Annotated in this window: 7 protein-coding genes; 2 read left to right on the top strand and 5 right to left on the bottom strand. The window is 36.0% G+C overall.

Annotated elements, in window-relative coordinates; genetic code table 11:
* Positions 1 to 156 precede the first annotated feature (156 nt).
* The gene (locus PAEAM_RS03475; protein ID WP_100526668.1) at positions 157 to 510 is read left to right on the top strand and encodes a hypothetical protein; all 354 of its coding nucleotides are present in this window, start codon (positions 157 to 159) and stop codon (positions 508 to 510) included.
* 132 nt (positions 511 to 642) lie between these two features.
* Here the strand turns inward: PAEAM_RS03475 and PAEAM_RS03470 are convergent, their stop codons facing one another.
* The 4 genes from PAEAM_RS03470 to PAEAM_RS03455 all read right to left on the bottom strand — a co-directional run bounded on the left by PAEAM_RS03470 (position 643) and on the right by PAEAM_RS03455 (position 12079).
* Positions 643 to 2025 (bottom strand): helix-turn-helix domain-containing protein, encoded by a 1383-nt coding sequence (locus PAEAM_RS03470; protein ID WP_100526667.1) that lies wholly within the window; start codon positions 2023 to 2025, stop codon positions 643 to 645.
* Positions 2026 to 2340: 315 nt separating this feature from the next.
* Positions 2341 to 2586: a hypothetical protein gene (locus PAEAM_RS03465; protein ID WP_100526666.1), complete on the bottom strand. Its 246-nt coding sequence runs from the start codon at positions 2584 to 2586 to the stop codon at positions 2341 to 2343.
* 135 nt (positions 2587 to 2721) lie between these two features.
* Positions 2722 to 10164, bottom strand: coding sequence for a fibronectin type III domain-containing protein (locus tag PAEAM_RS03460; RefSeq protein ID WP_100526665.1), 7443 nt, complete (start codon positions 10162 to 10164; stop codon positions 2722 to 2724).
* Between the two features lie 868 nt (positions 10165 to 11032).
* Entirely contained in the window at positions 11033 to 12079 is a 1047-nt protein-coding gene (locus PAEAM_RS03455; RefSeq protein WP_133120410.1) for a hypothetical protein, read from the bottom strand.
* A gap of 279 nt (positions 12080 to 12358) precedes the next feature.
* Here PAEAM_RS03455 and PAEAM_RS03450 point away from each other — a divergent pair, with 279 nt between their 5' ends.
* A complete protein-coding gene (locus PAEAM_RS03450; protein ID WP_165789820.1) occupies positions 12359 to 13411 on the top strand; it encodes a PDZ domain-containing protein in 1053 nt (350 codons plus the stop codon).
* A gap of 422 nt (positions 13412 to 13833) precedes the next feature.
* Here PAEAM_RS03450 and PAEAM_RS03445 read toward each other — a convergent pair whose 3' ends face one another.
* Complete coding sequence (locus PAEAM_RS03445) at positions 13834 to 14373, bottom strand: hypothetical protein (RefSeq protein ID WP_100526662.1); 540 nt, start codon at positions 14371 to 14373, stop codon at positions 13834 to 13836.
* Positions 14374 to 21034: the final 6661 nt, after the last annotated feature.

Raw genomic sequence — 21034 nt, 5'->3', positions numbered from 1 at the left:
TAACTGGTGCTTCCAGTTTCCGAATATTCAATTTCTAGTTTCATTATAGCCCCTTGCTAAATGATAGACAAGAGTATGATACTCAATGTTTTGACAATTGAATAGAGAATGGGTTAGTTTATACATTAGGAACGTATTTAGAAAGGCGGTCCAGTAATGTCTGAACGTAACATGGATAACAATAACTCCAGGAAAATTGTAATACTGAACGAATTAACTGAAATTTTAAAAGCACGTGAGCCTATGGATTATAGTGAAATCAATCCTGCTCTAAATCCAAATGTAGATGCTGAATACATAGCTAGCTTGGATGAGAAGAAAGAAGTTGAAGTTAAAGCACTACAACAAGCTTGGGAACAACTTGAAGAATTGCTATTCAATGATTTACAAATTACACTACAAGAGAAAAATCAATTAGTTACCTATCTTGGCCAAAAACTTAAAGAAGACAAACAGAAGCAAAAAAGTCGTGCTAAATCACGTACACAAGTTTGGCGATCAAACGAATGATAATTGACAGTAGAAGCACCTTAGGGGTTATCTCACCAAGATGCTTCTATTTTTTGTCGCTAGGTTGGTTAGTGAGTACACCAACATTTAAAAACGAGATCTTGAGTCATTCTCTAAGTCCAATGGATTTCCTTAATACCGTAAGTGAGGGAGAATCGAAAAACTATTCTGACTAAAATACGCCTGTTCATGAAGATTATCATTAAAAATGCTAAGAGCCTCTTCATACATCGTACCCCTATTGTCAGAACTGTTTAACTTCCCGAGTTGATATAAAATATGTGCTTTTTGAGGTGAGCGATCAGACCCTTGAAAAAAGCTGAGTGCCTTCTCAAGAGCACAGCGCTCCTTTATCGCATCTTTGCTAACTTCTCTAATAAGCAACGCTTCTAGTACATATGCTCGGTATCCTTCAGAGAACGAATATTCCTTAATGTATTCCTTACATGTGGCAAGTATACTCTCCGCTACGAGATATTCTTTTTTTTCTATTTCCAGCTCTACTAACATGAAAAGACATCTTACTTTCTGGGACACAATGTTTTCGGGAACTGTAACAGCAGTAACCTCTCTTAAATATTGAAACATATCTTCAATAATAAGATGTGGTTTAAAACGATACATTACAAAAATGAACTCTAGTGAATTAAATAGACTTGCTAAGTCGCGTTGTCTTTGAAACCAGTTCATCGAACGAAATAACAAGTTTCTAGCATTCTCATATTCTTCTTTGAGCCAATAGGTTATGGATAATAGGTAGAGTGCATGATAATAAGTCTGTTCGCTTCTTCCTTCAATTGTTTCAATACAAGTTTGTACGTGATATTCGGCAAGATCCATATAACCGATGTGTATATAGATAAGAGTTAAGTTATAATGTACATTCGAAATATCTAAACTAAGAACCCTGTCATCTTTTTCAACGAAGTTTAAAGCTATTTTAAGTGTTGTGATCGCATCTTTAATATGACGCTCCTGTAACTGAAGCGACGCAAGAGCATTATAGGTGCGTATCTTTACTTCAACGCTATCTTTATCATAGACTTCAGCATTAATTACTTCATTATAATACTCCGAGGCCATGTCATAATCCAACAGCTCTCTATAGTATTCTCCCCAAAGAAAGTTAATGTGTATTATCATTTTCTTAAATGATAGTATTTCTATATTTTCTTGCAGTTCATGAAGAGAAGCTTTCAACCCGTCCAATAAACCTACGCTGAGACGATGTTTCGCTAAGCTTATTTGCTGTCTAATATTTTCTTGTTCCGTTATATATTGATCCGATTCATCTATAATAAATAACTCAACCGGTTCTTCTAATGCACCAGCAATGTCAACTAATTCCTCAAAGGGAAATTTAGCTCGTTTACCCTTTTCGATGTTGCTCAGTTTACCTGTAGCATAACCTAGTTTATTGGCGAGATCGATAAGTGTATATTCTTTTATTTTCCTAATTTCACGGATTTTTCTCCCTACTGATTCGGGATCAAGAGCTCTCTCTCTTTCCAGCATTTAATTCATCCTCCAACAAACAGATCACTATTTTATCATTATAGCGCTTATCGTTTTTTCTGTAACTGTCATCCACTTATGCTCATATTTTAGAAGTTCTCTCTGATCAAAATAGTCTTCAAAGGCACCACTTGAGGAACCAAGGATGATTCTATGGGAAAACCTCATAAATAAATTGGAGGAACGTGGAATTATGAAGTTTGGTACAGGTATGAATGTTCTTAGGTTGTAATTGCTTTCGATTTATTATTTTCATAGACCCTATTGTATCAAACGATATCACTCGAGATAGTCAAACATTAATCTCGGAAATATTTATTTCCTTACTTTTATATTAATCATAGGTTGATCATCGATTAACGTTTGAATTCTACATTGGATATTTTGTATTTCTAAGTTCAACTGTTCTTCATCTTCTCTCTGATTGCATGAGATACGATCATCTGAGTAGTATGAGGCAAAATAGCTCAATTCTGATTCTAGAAGACTAAGTACTAATTGGAGAAACTCAATTTCGCTAAGTTCTTTCTTATGGTTTGATGGAACTTTATGTAGGGTCAAGTGATTACCTCCTAATTCAATAGGTGGAGCACCAAGAAATTGAAAAAACCATTTCAAGGTGCTCCTTGTCGTAACCTAATGAATTTTCATTTTACCATTTTCATACTTTTGGTGCATTAGGAAATGTTAACCTTCCTATTGTGACTTCTTGTTATTATTCTCCAAATCCTTGTGGACCACTTCCATCAATCTGAAAATTAGTGCTGCTGCCTCAGACCGAGTGAGATCTTTCAACGGACGAAACGAACCATCTTGATACCCGTTGACTAATCCTAATTCAGATAGGTAGTTTACTTTATCAGCTGCCCATCCTGAAATTTTGGTCTCATCCACAAATCTCTGCTGTTCACTAGTTCCTGAAGCGTTCATTCCTCTCAACACATTAGCTAAGATCACCGATGCTTGTTCTCTTGTTATAAGTTCATGTGGTGCGAACACTTGGTTTCCCATACCGGCTATAACCTTATTTTTAATGCCGGCTGCAATATATTCTGCAAACCAGTCTTCTGGGCTTACATCCTTAAAAGTCCCTTTGTATTCTGCCGACTCAATTCCCATTAAACGGACGATTAATGCAGTGAATTCCGCTCTTGTGATCGCACGTTGCGGCTCGAATTTAGTTTCGCTAATCCCTGAGATTACTCCTTGTTGCGCCAAGAATATGATCTGTTCCTTATTAAAAGTACTGTCTATGTCTTCAAAGAACACTTGTTTTACAGGCGGAGTTGGTACTACCTCAAGATCAGCAGGTACATCTTTAATTGATTCTGTAGGTTTTGATACAGGTTGCCCGCTGAAATTTCCTCCAGAAGGTGCGAGGAAGCCCAAAGTCCGAGCAGTGATCTCTTTAACTTCACTCCGGTCAGAATTCTCGTTCTCTGTCCAAGCTTCCATCAAATACACTGTTCCCCCACTAAGATTTTTCAGCGTAAAGTGCTGATCCTTTCCTCTATATACTTCTGTCCCATGATGAGCAAGAACGAAAATTTCGTTGGCGGATGGGAGCGTCCAGGTGAAATCAACTTCATTCGTGGTTTTACCTACAGCTTTTACCTCGAAATCTCCACTTGGTAGCGTCTCAAAGATCGGCACATCGATCCCCTTAGCTTCACCAACTTCATTAAATGGAACTATTCGGTATGTTCCGTATTTCGTAGAGCTGCGAAGTCCAGTCAAGGAGAATGATGTGTTCTCCGTGGATGTAATGATTGTATCATCATCATATAGGTTGTATCCTGTTGCACCTATAATAGGCTCCCAAGAAATCTCTACTCCATCGACATCTCTTTTATCAATAGATGGAGAGATGGTCATATCAGCGGGTAGTGTTGTTGCATCTAATGCAAAACCTTCCTCACTTATACCCGTGTCATTTAAGGTTCTAATGAAGTATTTATATGTCTTTCCTGGCTCAAGGTTTTCATCATTATATACAGACTCCGTCACTGTGACTTGGCCGATTTCCTCTCCACCTCGTTGAACAATGTAAGCTGTAGCCCCTTTTACCTTACTTAAAGCAAAATCTAGAGATACTCCATTCGATGTAGATGTGTAACTCACAGTTGGAGGAGCTGCAGGTAATGTAAGTAGAGAATGAGTAAATTCTTCTGATCGATCTCCTTGGCTGTTCTCCGTGATAAATGTAACCTCTTCGTTTGTTCCCGCTCTTAATTCAGTTAATGTGAAGTTCGTTTCCTGTCCTCGGTAAACTTCCTCGCCCTGATACTCAATGACCATCATTTCATTCTTCAATGGAAGAGTCCATGAAAGCTCAGCTTCCGTTGTTTTAGGTTTTGAATTCACGATCAACCCTTTAATTACTGGGAGCGTCGTAAATTCTTTTACCGAGAATGCTATGGCGTCGCCTGCATTGTTAAATGGAACAACACGAATATTATTGTACGTTTGTGCACTGATTAAATTGTCCACTGATGCACTAAATTCGGTCGTTATAGTAATTAATTCTGAGTCAAAATAAACTTTGTACCCCTCTGCCCCCTGAATTTTATCCCACGAGATCGATACGCTATTATCTGATACAGACAGAACTTCAGCTAGTTTTGAAGAAGTAGCTGGAACGGTTCTTGCTGTTAGTGCAAATCCTGTTACACTCTCACCTGACTTATTTGAAGTTTTAATAACATAAGTGTATTCTTCTCCAGCTTCTAGTCCATCTTCTTTAAATGAAGTTTCATTCAACGGGATTCGTCCAACTTCCTTACCGTCACGTTCAATGATATACTCTTCAGCTCCGCGAACAGCACTCATGGATAAATCGATAGTTAGGGAGGTATCCGTTATACCACTAATAGTGGCTGTAGATGGTGCTGTCGGTTTTGTTAAGCTTGTAAATGTAAGAGGCTCGGATTCAATACCTTCTACATTAAAAGAAGTGATGGTAAACGAATAAATTGAACCCGCACTTAAGCTAGGAATGATACTCTCCAAATTCGAAGTTGAATATTTATCGCCCGTTTCATTATTTAAAATTTGATAAGAAACAGCTCCCTTGACTGGAGACCATGTCACGTTAATTTGATTCGTTTCAGGATGAACTACAATAGAATTCTCATTTACGACTTCTGTCTTTGTCGTAACTTGAACCGTCCTAACTTCTCCTGCTCCACTAGTGTTCTCCCCGTGAATCGAATAACTGTATTTAGTACCTGGAAGAAGTCCTTTATCTGTGTATCTGATATCTGATGAAGGAATCTTCGCAATAAGTACCCCATTGCGTTTAATCACATATGTGTCAGCTCCTGTTACTTGTGTATCAGAGAGATCAAGCGTTAGTGACTCTTTCTCGATGTCTACCGTATTCACGTTAACGGGTTTTCGTGGCAGCGTCTTAAATCCAAATTTTGAATTCTGGGAACTGACACCAAACTCATTGACAGCATGAATCACATAATCATAATTCGTTCCATCCGAAAGTCCGGTTATTTCGAGAGAAGTCTCCGTCCCTTGATACAATACGTTGTCGTCGTGTTCAATAATATATTCAATAGCTCCGGTTACGGGTTCCCAATTCACTTCTGCTTTATACGTTGCTGGGGATGACTGAACATTTGTAACGAATGAAGGTTTAGTCATCCATACATAAGCTGTCTTCTGACTTTCACCTGTTTGATTTACAGCCTGAACAGTAAATGTATGCTTTGAACCTGGAATAAGATCATTGACTTCGAATTCTGCTGAAGTCGGAGTTGCGACAATTTGTCCATCCATAGAGACAATGTACGAATTAGCGGTTGCTACTGTTTCCCAGCGAAGGCTTATAGTCGTCTCAGTCGTCTCAGTCACTTCAACTTGATTAGGCGAGTGAGGATTGGTTAAGAATTCGCCTCCTACAGAATCACTATAACCAGAGTTGTTGCCTGCTTCCACTGTGTAGTTGTACAAATTACTACCTGAAAGCCCCGTAAGTTCTAGATGAGTCCCCGCAACTTCAAATGAACGGTCTCCAATCTTAAGTCGATATCTATCTGCCCCAGGTACGGGAAGCCATGAAACGGTAGCACTTGTTTCAGTTATTGAATCTAACTTTAATTCTTGTACTTGATCAGGGACGGTGATAGAGCTTGCCGAAACAGATGAACCTTGTCCACTCTCATTCACTGCAAAAACTTCAAAGGAATACGATGTTCCCGGAGCAAGATCTTGGACAACAGCTGTGGTTTGTTCACTAGGGACGGTTAAATACTCTCTGCCTTCTTGAACAATCACATAGTGGTCAGCTCCTTGAACTGCCTGCCATGTTAAGCCCAACGAATGCTGAGTCGGATTCACGATTTGTAAACCTTGTATTTTACCAGGTAGTGTCATCAGTCCATTTAAAGTAACTGTCTCGCCCGTTCCTGTTTCATTGGAAGCACTTAGTCCATATTGATATAACGTCCCTGATTCAAGACCAGAGTCTGTAAAGGTCAGTTCAGGTCCTTCAAATAGCGATTCACCATCTCTATTCAATGAGTAATAGGTTGCTGAAGTGACCGTATCCCAACCGAGTGTTATTTTCGTTTCCTCTATTTGTACACTTGCAAAATGACCAGGAGCAGATGGTAAAGATAAGAAACCAGCATTTCGACTAGAGCCTTCTCCGGATTCATTTATGGCAATTACACTTACGGAATAGACCGTCCCTGCAGAAAGTCCACTTATTAACTGTGCACTTGTACCATGTACGATTTGATCAGAAACAATTTGATTGTTCCTATCTCTCGCTATGATTCTATAGGAAGAAGCGCTCGTCACGGGATCAAAGGAAACACTCGCCTGACTATAATCAGTCCCAACCTTTTGAATTACAACATTTTCTGGAGCAAGTGGTAGTGTGAGCGTAGAAACAGTACTTGAGAAGTCACTGTGTCCAACATGATTCATTGCACGTACTCTGTATTCATACCTGTTTCCACCTGATAGAGCTTCATCTAAAATCTCATTTGAAGGGTAGTCTAGACTCCAAGTCTGACCTGTTGTTGTGTTTTCAATTTCAAATTGATACCCATCTGTGAGTACATCTTCAGGTAGATCAAAAGAAACTTTCGCGGTCCCTTCAGAGACATTAGTTACCTTTAAATGTTCAGGTACATCGGGCAGCCTTTGTAGCCTGAGCGGGGAAGTCACGGTAGTGACTGAATTCCCTGCATTATCTTGTACTTTGGCATGCACGTACCATGTCCCTTCAGAATCAATAGTAACTATTTTTTCATTTTCATCAGCAGAATCCCAACTTACGGGTGCTTCTGCACTGTTAGTGATTTTAAAATATCGTTGATTTGGATCCACTCCTGAGTGTACATCAGAGTAAGTAATAGAAACGTCAATGTTTTTATCCGTCCAATCTGTAGTATTCGGAGTAATTGAAATTGACGGGTCAAGGTTATCAATAAATACTTTTTTGACAACTTCTTCTCCTACATTGCCGACTGCATCACGTGCTCTTACCGTTAAAGTAGTAATACCGTTATCATGAATTGTTCCAGTACTTCCTTTCACGAACTCGGTATCATTGATTTTATATTCGTAATGGATTGGATTATGATCTGTACTTCCATTAATAGAGAACGTAACCGAATCCTGTGTCCAGGATGATTCACTCAATAAGACTCGAGGAGTTGACGGAGCCGTCTTATCAATCTTTGCCAGAGCTGATGACAATGCTCCAACATTACCTACGTTGTCCACCGTTCTTGCAAATATTTCAGTTTCACCTTCTGCTGAAATGGTTTCTTCGGCTACATAATCAACCCAGGCTCCTGTAGCTCCAAACCGATATTGCGTCTTAGCAGCTCCGCTACCCTCATCTACCCCATCGGTAATAGTGAATGTCACGTTTTTGTTGGTCCACTCCAAATCACTCAATGTTAACTTCGGTGCTGTTGGACCAGTTTTATCGATTTTAGCTTCAACCACTGCTTCAACACTTATATTTGAAGCATTATCGATGGAACGTCCGTAAATTTCACTTCGTCCTTCCGTAGTAATGGAAAAGCCTTTTGTATAGTCTTTCCATTCACCCCCGGGACCGATTTTATACTGGATTTTTTGAACACCACTGAGATTATCCGTACCAGGAGATAACGTCACATTTACATCTTTATTGGTCCAGCTAGAAGGATCCAATGAGAAAATAGGTGCTTCCGGAGCAGTTTTGTCTATACGAGCTGTTGAAGAGGAAACAATGCTTGTATTTCCAAAGTTGTCTATTGTTCTAGCATAGATATCCTGAAGACCTTCTTTAGAAACTTCAAATGGCTCTTTATAATCCACCCATTCACCGGTTGATCCGACTTTGTATTGACTTTTCTGTACACCACTTAAGTCATCTGTTCCGTTTTTTACGGTCACTATTGCAGATGTATTAGTCCAACTTGAAGGAGCAACCGATACTTCAGGTGCAGTCGGTGCCTTGGTATCCTTAATGATTTGGCCCGCCGCAGTATATGCTGTTGCAATTCCCCCTCCATTTACCGCACTGACAAACACGTTATATTTCCCATCTGCAACTCCGTCCAATGGAATATTCAGCGTTGTCGCTGTCGTTGTCCCAGATTTTACAACTTTGCTATCTGCATCACATAATTCATATTTGTATGTAGTCCCAGTTGGGTTTCCATTCGCTGACCATTTTACGGTTGGTGAGTTTCCTGTCTGCGTGACAGTTGCTGAAGTTGGAGTATTAGCATAGGTATAACTACTAGTTTGAGTAGAATAATCCGTGTAAGAACCACTAGAATTTTTAGCTCTAACTTTAAAGACATAATTGGTATTAGGTGATAATCCAGTAACCGTTGCTGTATTAGCAGAACCTGCATTAATCGTTTGGTTCGTCGTGACATTGAGTAACTCATAGGTCACAGCTGACTCGTTCTCTTTTTTGTCCCAGGTGACCGTAAGACCATTGGTAGAAGTTGAACTGATTACGGGCTGACCCGGAACAACAAAACTTCTTATAGTAAAATTGACTGTGTTTGCTGTAGAAACGCCACCTTTATCATCCATAACCCACACCTGTAAGGAGTGAGCGCCATCCGATAGGGTTGAAGGCAGTGTATAATTACTGCTAAATTGTTGATTAGATCCATTGGCCGTCAATGTAGAAAGAACATTTTCGGCCCCCCCATCTATAGACCACTTCACAGTCAGAAGATCACCGATATCCGTATCTTTGGTAGTACCGGCAATCTGAAGTGTTTGACCTTTGTAGTAGGATTGGTTAGCAGCTGGAGAACTTAAAGCAAATGAGGGCGGTGTATTCTGTGGGCCAATTCCCACAATGGTTGAAACTTTCCTCGATCCGCCGCTCGAAACGGTTTGTTTATCCCACCAAAACTGTGCAGCTGTGTCCCCTGCAGTAATCTGTTGTCCCACGTAAAAAGAGGAAGGAGGACTTCCGCCTGTCAAGCTGGCGTTCCCTGGGCTCTGATAAGCTCCCATAAAAATTCGATCTGCGTTTACTACGTTATATGTGTTTGCATAAAAAGCAGTGATCTGTACCCCACCACTATAATTTCTCCAGCCATTTTGAATAACTTCAAACGGTGAAGCATCATTACCGTTCACCATAGTATCCCAGTAAAAGGTTCCACCTAGATTTTGATTACCACTACCTCGATTGACTGCCTCTAACTCAACCTTCATATACCCACCTTGTGATGTTGCATTAACAATCGACACCCGAAGGATGAATTCAACATTATCTTTCTGACGTGACATTTCAATGATATTGTCATTAATTCTAAAGTAATTTAAAGGCAGCGAGTTGAAATTGATTCGTTCCCCGTTATAATCCAGGAACGTTGAAACATTCCCGGCATTGCTACCAAAAAATACGTTGGTGTTTGGTAATAAAATGATACGGTAATTACCCTGATCGTTCATCTCCACTTTTACTACGGAAGATTGAACAGCTTTTAATGATGTCGTGTTGGAAACAACAGAAATAGTATCTACTGCTGCATAGGCGGCAGGTGTAAATACACCGGTTGCCACTAATGGGGGTGCAAGTAAAGCTAACGCTAATACAACTTTAGTTGCTTTTTGTGCTGCCTCCCTAACTTTCTTTCTCTTCTTCAATAGTCTCCCTACCCTTCTAACTGTAAAAACAAAAAAAGCACCTCAATATTGGTGGTTAACCAATATCGAGGTGCTTCCCCGTTTCTACTATTAAGTTATTTGTATTATAAGCCATGGTCATACAGCTGTAAATATATTGCCTTAAACTCATGTTGATTTTTATGAACTGCAATTGTATTAACACTTCATCTCTGTGCTTATTACATTGAAACCAACCTGATATACGATTTTAAAAAAAACTAATGATGCTATGATCTTAAGGAATGAGATTGCTTTTACACAACTACCTAAGTCATTTTCTTAGAAAATCGATATAAAGTTTCAAGTACTGCTTTGGCACTAATATCCGTGATGATAAATGAACACTACTAAGATGCACGGTACGAAACTCTACATCATTTAAGTTATTTAGCAGCAGTAATGGCATCATAGAAATGAGTGCCTTCACGAGGTTTTATACAAGTAATCTTTTTCAAGGCCACTCATCGGATCTCCTATAGTTCTATTTCTGTAACAATCGGTCCTTAGATTGCATTGGCAATACTTATGACCAACAATAATACCACTGCGAAGACAACCCCATACCCAAGTACATACAAGGTAACTCTCGATAAAGCCTTAATCAACCGATATGAGATATAAAGAAAATTCATTAACAGATAACTCATATGATCCTACCTTTCTTTAAAAATAAGAAAACGCACCTACCCAATACGGGCAGATGCGTGCTTCGCATATATTTTATTAAGTTATCTTTTACTCTATCATCCTTCATACAGCCTATCAACTGAACCTTCACAAAATATTGAACAATGTTCTCGCGCAACTTTGGGTTGTATTCAATTAAACTTCATTATTGAGTTATATGTCATTTCTCCAATTGTTTTCGTTCCATAAGTTGTTTGTATATGGAAGCAGATCTTCTGAGAAGATCTGAAGGTATTCCTTCTTCACTCATTGTTGTAGGAGAGTGAACTGGTAACACTTCCTCTTTTGTTTCGATTCTTTTATATTTGTCCAAAATAACTATGTCGTGAAGCAACCATAAACTTCCTGATTGTCTTAGTAATCCTAATTTCTTATATCTCTCTAGGGATCCTCGTGAGTTATCCCGGCGTATTGTTCCCTTAGGTAGACCATATTTCTTCTCAGCTTCAGATGTAGTCATCACTTCTGAAATTATTTTTTTGCACTGATCACAAATTGTGTAGTTTCCAAAAAACGTTGGAATACCGTTCTCTTTCAACCAAACATTACATTGAGAGCAACGATAAGGTAGCCTCCCACCTTTAATTCGATCTACTTTACTTTGTAAATCTTGGATTTGTGCTTGTAAGCTAAAGATTTGAGTATGCAAATCCGGGATTAAGGTTCGCATCCCTTCCATAAATTTTTTTTGCTCTTGAAGGTGATTCAAGCGATTAATCAATTCATCGATCCAAGAATGTAGTAGGTTAGTTTTACGCCGGCCGGCTCGATAGTAGATCTCACCTACTACCTCATGTATAAGCCAGAATTTCTCCGATTTACGTATGAGAAACTGCGATTGCAGCATTTTAAGGGGACCTTCACAATCTTGTTTTACAGTCCCGGGACTTTTAATGTCAAGATCTCGTTCCATTTCAGTAGTACCTTTCACCTGCTTAATCGTACATAAACACCTTGGACATATCAGGATGCTACCTTTGTCCCCAAGTTTAGCTGGTTCATCTTCATTCCAAATAGGCTGCTTGCATAAATGGCAGTCTATCCGAGAAAATCTGAGGTTTAGTCTTTCTTTTCTCTGCTCAAAGCTTCTAATCTCTCCTTCGATACTAAATATCTGATAGGAGGCATCCGGGAGTAAGTCATAATTATCTATAAGGGTTCCAAGTGTGGCTCGAAGATCTTTTAGGCGTTGTTCATAATCATCCATTATATGCATATATCTCCCCCATCTCTAAGGTTCACTATTGCATATATTATATTCGAAAACGCACCAACTAGAAATGAATCAGTTAAATGATTGGCTTCTTTTACTGTTCATTAACGGTGTTAATAATTCATCTAATAAAGCATATCGTAAATCATCTATAGTATTATGTAGTTAATCATTAATGACATGAAAAATCGGGTTCTTCTCATTCCTTCTATATCAAATAGTTATTTTGTTATATTAGTTCCATTGCTAGTTTATAATACTGAGGTGATTCTCTTGGACATAAAAGATTACAAGGTGATTATTCTTTATATAACTCCCTTGATTGTTGTTATCATATTTTTGGGTTTGTTGCTGCTTAAGCCTTTAAAGGTGCCAGAGGTTTGGACAGCACCTGGGAGTATTCTTTCAGTTGACCCCATTATTGATGCAAAACCAATTCGCGAAAGCGCTCAAGCCCATCCTACTAATCTTTACATGACTTATGTAAAAAAAACACAAATTAATTCTGTATGGGAGAAAATATACCTCGGGTCTGAGGGTTATACAAGAACTTCTGTTACAAAGTTCTATGCTTCAGCTTCTGAAAGCACTAGTGACTTTACCGAAAGAGATTTGACTATTTTAGATAAAGAACTTTTACCTTATATGAAACACACTATCGTAAAGGCTGCAATGGTACATGAGGAGATTGATTTACCAGAAGAAATATCTAAGCCAGTTGTGGTTTTTCATCCAGAGAAGTTTAAAACAGGTCAAGATCTTAAGGTTGGAGATGAAATTCTATTCATAGATGATATAGAGGTCGACTCACCAGAAGATATTAATTTTTATCTAGAGGATTTTAAAATCGGAGATACCGTAAACGTAATCGTTCATCGTGATACTAGCAACGTAGAGATTCCAGTGACTATAAAGGAACTGGATCGCCAAGGAAAAGCAACGTTAGGAGTTTATTTAAAAAACCAATTTGTTTTCAAAGGGTTATCTGTTGATGACGTTATCCATTTGGACAACAACTATTCAGGCGAGTCAGGAGGTTTCATGTTGGCATTGGGTTTAATACAGCAACTCGATCCGAATGTCGATTTGGCTAGAGGAAGGAAGGTTGCTGGCACAGGAGGCATAACTAGAGGTGGTGATATTCAGTCAATAAGTAACCTGGATCTCAAATTGCTTACTGCAAAGAATGAAGAAGTAGATATTTTTATCTATCCTAAATATCAAGAACAAGAGGTTGCCAAAGCAAAAAATAGCTACAATTTAGAAAAGATTAAACTAGTAGGGGTAAGAAACTTACAAGAGGCTATAAACTACCTCAGTCAATAATTGAATTGTTATAGATCCCTTTCCAAATTAAGAACGTTAATATCAAGCTAAATAAACCGATTATCTGATATTAATTGAAACTCTGGTAAAGTGACTTACATCTGTGAGTCTGCCATGTCCGTATATAACTATAGAAATAGCCGTGACATAACTCAGTACAATTGAGAGACCTGAATGGAGTTTCTCAATTGTACAAAATAGATATTCTTAAGAAATAAAGTAGACTCTCAAGTCAAGCAAAACCAGGACTCAACTCCCCATATTTTCTGCTTCGCCAACACCTCTTGTAATGTAACATTTGTGGCCCGTTTGAACATGGATTTCTTCTATAATCTTATTGGCATGTGAAGAGTATTTTCTTCTCTCCCCCCATACATTAGTAAGGTTCATTTATTTCCTCCGTTTTTTTCTTCCTGATGTTATTACCTCTCTCGAATTTTCCCATACAAAACCTCATCAATTTTATTCATTACCAACTGATATGGTTCTATAGCTTCAGCAATTAATTGAGAATATTTCTGAGCAGTTTGATGCCCCTTTTTGTTTCCATCGTACATCATCACATGAGATTCTATTTCTAACGCAGCGATAACTGAATGGATTATATAGAGTGACATATTAAGATACAGATCATTAGAGGTACTATTAGATTTGTGAATTGTTAATTCCTTATAAATAGTTGAGAATATGCTTAAATCAGACTCTTGGCTATCGTAATTATCAGTAGACCTCAACCATTCTTTAGCACAATTCACTCGATCTAAAATCATTCGGTTCCAAAATCCTAAATCATAAGAGTCTATTTTAATCCTAATGGATATATGAATACCTGGGATAAGCTTTTCTGCACGTAAATAATACATCGTATCTTGTATTGCTATTATTGACTGACTAGAGATGGATTCGATGTCTTGCTCTGCTTGATCTCGAACCTCTTGTGGGCCTCGTAATATCGGGTCCATGAATTCAACTCCTTAAGCCCTAAACTGAGTTAGAAACTAGTGAATGGTTAAACACAAAAAAAACGCACCTTGCCCAAGATTGGGTAGATGCGTACTTCGCATATGGATTATTTGATTCTCATAAAGATAACATTATTTAATGTGTTTCTCAACACTGGATGTTGGAAAAGGTCTTGAATCAGAAAGGTCAAATAATTAATAGATACACCTATTCATTTCTAAGTGAAGAGATGAACGGAATCTTACTCCCAACACCCTTCCCCCAAAATGGGTTCTGCTTATCAAAGGTTAAATAAAATACTTATATTACTGAATATATTATGTAATATTTAATTGTTCAATTATGTACTATTTTATCGAGTTCAAATTTCCGTATGTTAATCGGGTTCATTAGATTATCTTTATGAGATAAGGAAGCGAATGCTAAACATTTAAATGCATTACTATTTTCCCGGAGCAAGGTAAATTCATCTTATGGTTAATGAATAATAATATATTACTGAATATAAAACTTAATACTCAAATCACTTTGCTCTATAGAATATCGTTACAGCATAAATAGTAAGTATTATTGTTCAGTAATATTAATATATTATTTAAACTTAATACTTCTATTGATCGCACAACTAAGAAATGTCCAACTCTTATTGATTTTGACTGTTGTTCATGTACAAAGGCAAAGTAAGGAATTTAGTAAGGAGGTATTTGTTACACAATGCAAACTTACTGAACTCAAATAGGAAAGTACGGAAAATAATCAATAATACTTCAACCAATCAGCGAAAAACATCACATGGCATTCTGCCGACGAAATTGCACCATCTTCAAGACGGAGCAATAAAAACGCATAAGAATACATAGAGTCACTAAATATCATAACGCTGGTTACAAATCATACAGAAGAGAGGTTTACTCGTGATGTCTGTTGAGAAAGTAAAATGGTATGGGAAACAACTTGTTTAATTGGGGCAATGGGTCCAACAAGCGAAATTATTTCATTCTGTGGAATAGATACAGAAATACTTTACACATTCATATAGCGGTCTGCATAAATTCATTCTCATGAAGATTGAGGATGTAAGTATGAGCCTAAACTCTTAACTGATGGTTACGAGAAATTCATTCAATCGGTACCGCTTCCCAACGCGTTCATATTTTCGATCGTTGTCTAAGTAATCGCAGTTTACATAGTTCATATTCCCTGGAGACTAACGGCATATAAGTTTCTTCAGTGTTTCGATACTTCTCTAAGATGAAAAAATATGTTGGTATCAGATATTTCATTTCATTGATCATTTATACGCTGAATAAGTTACAAGTTGCGTGGTACATAAAAAAATCAGATACAGAACAGTTATTTATATTGAATTGATACGTTATCGTAGATATGATAATTCAATCATTTAATTGTTTATCGATTTTTCTGTTTTATTCTTTCCCTTCTTGATCTGAAGTAGCTCTCAAATCCTTGATAACACTGGGTTTACTATCGATCGAAACTCGTAAGAAGAAATTTAGTATTGACTGATAATTTGTGAGTGAAGAATTGGTACGTTATCGTATTTTATAACATTCAATCATGTTTTAATCTATAGCTTTCTTAAGTTTTATCCTTCCTCTTTTCAAAAAAAGGATAAGCTAAACCCTTGATAATACTGACTTTTCGTAGATATTTTATAGAATTCATAATCATAATATGAGATTGCCTAGATTCGTAGGGACTAGATGTAAGTGCACCCAAATTACATTATCGATTCGACTAATTTTTAACGTACCCATCATCAGCATCTCCAAATTAGCTAGATGATATACTTCAAACAATTAAAGATTAAGGTGGCGAAATAATATACTTGAAGGAGAAAACACACTTGATAGCTTAATTAAGATTGAGTAGCTAATTAAAACTTTTTTTACGGAGATTCTATATGATTCGTATACTTTTTATAGAGACCTTAATATGTAAGTAAGCATTATCTTAACTAATACGTCTAGGTGATTACAGCGAAGGAACACTGTATTTCACAAAACGGATTACTTAGTCTTTCCTCCTTGATAATCTTCAACTCTATTGAAACGGGTAAATGTTCACATTACTCATTAAGTTGAGTTCCAAAAAATGTTGTCGCTACTCAATACTACTGAAAACAGTTAAACAAATTTTAAGAAATATACGAAATCTCGTGTATAGCAAATCCTTAATGTGTTAATACTATTAATAGGGAGCTTTTAATTCGCAGTATAAGCGTAAGCGTCATATGAAATTTACATAATATAAATATATTCAACAAAGTATTTAGTTTACTGAACATTTTTTGAAATTCAGACATTATATTTTTGAATAAAGCAATACGCTGTGTTAATGCAACATGCGATGGATTGGTGAGTTGTTTATAAATTACATAATATGATTATAATCAAATAACTACACCTGAATTTAGCGTCTCTTAGAAACAGGGATTAGCTATTCTGCCAGGTCACATGAGCTGTACATGTAAACGCACTAGATTTTTTTCATAATACTAAAGTATTCAGTTTATTATTACTTTAAAAACATTGTTTAATATATCAGATCTTATCGGAATAAGATGATGTGGTTGTTTATCCCAAACTATATGTTTATTCAAAGTGCGGTTATGCTCTGCGAAAGACTATCAAACGAATCGAGTCAAATTTCCATAATAGATCATAACAGTGTCTTACAAGACATAATGCACCTTATTTATTACAACATATATTACGTAATATATGAGTATTCAGTTTTATATTCGATTTTAAGTGTCAATTCACACCATATCCTAGCGGAAGTTAACTCAATTAACTAGTCTGTTGGCATCAACAACGTATTTGTGTGAACAAGCCATATTCTTACTTAATACAAACGTATTCAGTCTACTATTACTTCTAAATAATGATTATACAAGCAACCCCTCAGTTTATGGTAGATTAAGCTTAGGGGTTTTAGTTACCACACTCCATGAATGTACAGTGTACGTAAGAAAAGCGAATTTCAAAGGCCACCGACAATATAAATCTCCAATGGATGGCATGAAGTGATCTTATGAGAATACTACATGTTAGCTTATAAATCACATAATAAATTCAGTAACGTATTGAACACTCAATATGAAGAATCATTGTATCAAAAAGTTACTCTCTCATTGAAATTACATAAACTGTTACGTTGTATATTACGTAATATATAAGTATTCAGTAATATCATATTTGGGGTGTAGCACAACAATCAGTAGATGATTATACATAATCAATGAGTATTCGTGCTTAGTAATGTATACTTCTTATTCAGATTACTGAACTTGAATATATTCATTCAAGTACTGAGGTTACTTAATACTTGATGACACCACAACTGATCATTTTGTCGCTAAACATCAAATTTATCCTTTTTCTATGCGTTAAAGAAGGATAAGTAAATAACTTTCAAGTCAGATAATATGAATATATTCAGTTATATATTCAGGTTACTAAACGTGAATAATCATCCCATACTACAAGCACAAGATAACTCAATAATACCTCTGACGGGATCAACAGGTACTCGTCATGAACAAGCCAGATTCTTGCTTAAACAAACGTATTCCGTTTACTGTTAGTTGAAACTAATGATTACACAGGCAGCCCCACTGCTTATGCTGGATTAAGTCGAGGGGTTCTAGCTACGACACCCCATGTATGTTCAGTATCGGTCAAGCTGTACAGGAGAATTCGAAATACCATCATGAGTATAAATCTCCAGTACGTGGCTTGATATGATCTTATGAGTGTACAGGGTTAACTTATATATTACATAATATATTCAGTAACTTATTCACTATTCAATATGTAAAATTATTCAATCAGAACGATCAGTATCTCTTTTGAAATAACAAATTAAATCATATATTACGTTGTATATTACGTAATATATAAGTATTCAGTTAATATTACATTTGAAATGAAGCACTACAATCAATAGAAGATTATAAGTCATCAATCAGAATCTATTCTTGGCAATCTATACTGCATTTTCATATTATTGAACTTGAATTTATTCAATTTAGTATTTAGTTTACTGAATATTTTATAACACTACACCGAGTCATTAATCGCTAAAAGGAAATATGTCTTGATTCTATACGTTATAAAGAAGGATACATATTTGATATTCAAATAAAGTAATATGAATATATTCAGTTATATATTCAGGTTCCTACGCATGAATAGACACCAGATACTAGAAGAACGTTAACTCGATTAACTCCTCTGTGGGTATCAACAACGTATTAGTTTGAACCAGCTAATTTCTTCCTTAATACAAACGTATTCAGTTTACTGTTACAGTTAGCCCCTCAGTTTATAGTGAGCATACTTTAATGTATGTTAACTGTACCGTTAAGCTGTACAGGAGATTTCGAAAGGCCACCGAGAGTAGATATCCCTATCTTGTGGCTTGTTGGCCTCGTGTGAATACTCACTGCTAGTATTAAATAATATATTCAGTAACATATTATACAATGATAATGAAGAATCATTGTATCAGAAAGATTAATGGGTTCTTGAAATTACATCATCTATTACGTTGCATATTACGTAATAGATAAGTATTCAGTAGATACTAAATTGGAATGTGGAAACACAATTCAATAGATGATTATAAGTCATCAATTTGTATTCATGCTTGGTAGTATAAACTGTTTATTTAATTTAATGAACTTGAATATATTTAATCAAGTATTGAGTTTACTGAATAGTTTATAACATCACAGTCGCTCATTTATCGTTAAAAAGCGAATATGCATTGATTCTATGCGTTAAAGAAGGCTACGTATGTAACATTCAAATAATTTAACCTGAATATATTCAGTTATATATTCAGGTTACTTCATATGAATATACATCACATACTAAACTAAAAGCAGAAGTTTATTTGAATAACACCTCTACGGGGATAAACAACGTATTAGTAACATACAAGCAATGCTTAATATAAACGCATTCAGTTTACTGTTACTTGGACCTATTGATTATACAGTCATCCCCACCGCTTATGGTGGTTTAAGCCGTGGGGTTTTAGTTACGACACCCTACGTATGTTTAGTTTACGGTGAAATTGTACAGGAGAATTCGAAAAGCCACCAAGAGTATAAATCTACTCTGGGTGGCTTTTAATGGTCTTATAAGAATACTAACAGTTAATTGTATTACATAATATATTCAGTAACGTATTAAATACTTGCTGAGAAGAACATTGTATTGAAAGATCAGTATTTCTTTCGAAATTATAAATTACATCATCTATTACGTTGTGTATTACGTAATAGATAAGTATTCAGTTAGTATTACATTGGAATGTAACACTATAATTTAATAGATGATTATAAGTCATCAATGAGTATTCATGCTTGACAGTAGATATACATTATTCAGATTACTGAACTTAAATATATTCAATTTAGTATTTAGTTTACTGAATATTTTATAACACTACACCGAGTCATGAATCGCTAAAAGCAGATATGTCTTGATTCTATACGTTATAAAGAAGGATACATATTTGATATTCAAATAAAGTAATATGAATATATTCAGTTATATATTCAGTTATATATTCAGGTTCCTAAATATGAATATACATCACATACTAAACGCAGAAGTTTATACGAATAACACCTCTACGGGGATAAACAACGTATTAGTAACATACAAGCGCTAAAATCTTGCTTAACATAAACGCATTCAGTTTATTTTTACTTGGAACTATTGATTGTACAATCATCCCCACCGCTTATGGTGAATTAAACCGTGGGGTTTTAGTTACGACGCCCTATGTAAGTCTAGTATACGGTGAAGTCGTACAAGAGAATTCGAAAAGCCGTAGATAGTATAAATCTCCTTTGGGTGGCTTGTAGTGGTCTCCTAAGAACACTAACTGTTACTTATATTACTTAATATATTCAGTAACGTATTATATACTTGCTGATAAATTGTATCAAAAGATCAATACTTCTTTTGAAATTATAAATTACATCATCTATTACGTTGTTTATTACGTAATATTTAAGTATTCAGTTAGTATTATATTTGAAATGTAACACTACTATGCAATAGATGATTATACATCATCAATGAGTATTCTTGCTTGGCAGTATGTACTGCTTATTCAGGTTACAACACCAGATCATTTATCACTAAAACGGGATATGTCTTGATTCTATACGTTAAAGAAGGATACGTATGTGACATTCAAACCAAATAATATAAATATATTCAGTTATATATTCAGGTTCCTACATCTGAATATACTTAACATAGTTGAAGCAAAAGTTTATATTATTACTGCCTTTGTGGAGATCAACAACGTATTTGTAATAATCAAGCTCAATCCTTGCTTAATATAAACATATTCAGTTTACTGTTACTTTGAACAAGTTATTATAAAGTCCGCCCCTCAAGTTTATGGTGGATTAAGCAGAGGAGTTTTAGTTACCATACTTTATATATTATGCTTTACAGGACAATTCGAAATGCCATTGATTTTATTTTGAGGCTTATAGATCTTGTCTGAATACTGAAAGGTAAATTGTAAATTACATAATATATTCAGTAACGTATTAAATACAATCTCAGAAGAACCTTTGTATCGAGAAGATTAGTATTCTTTTGA

The sequence above is a fragment of the Paenibacillus sp. GM1FR genome (genome assembly GCF_002803315.1).
GTDB classification, from domain to species: domain Bacteria; phylum Bacillota; class Bacilli; order Paenibacillales; family Paenibacillaceae; genus Paenibacillus; species Paenibacillus amylolyticus.
This window is presented reverse-complemented; position numbering and strand designations above follow the sequence as displayed.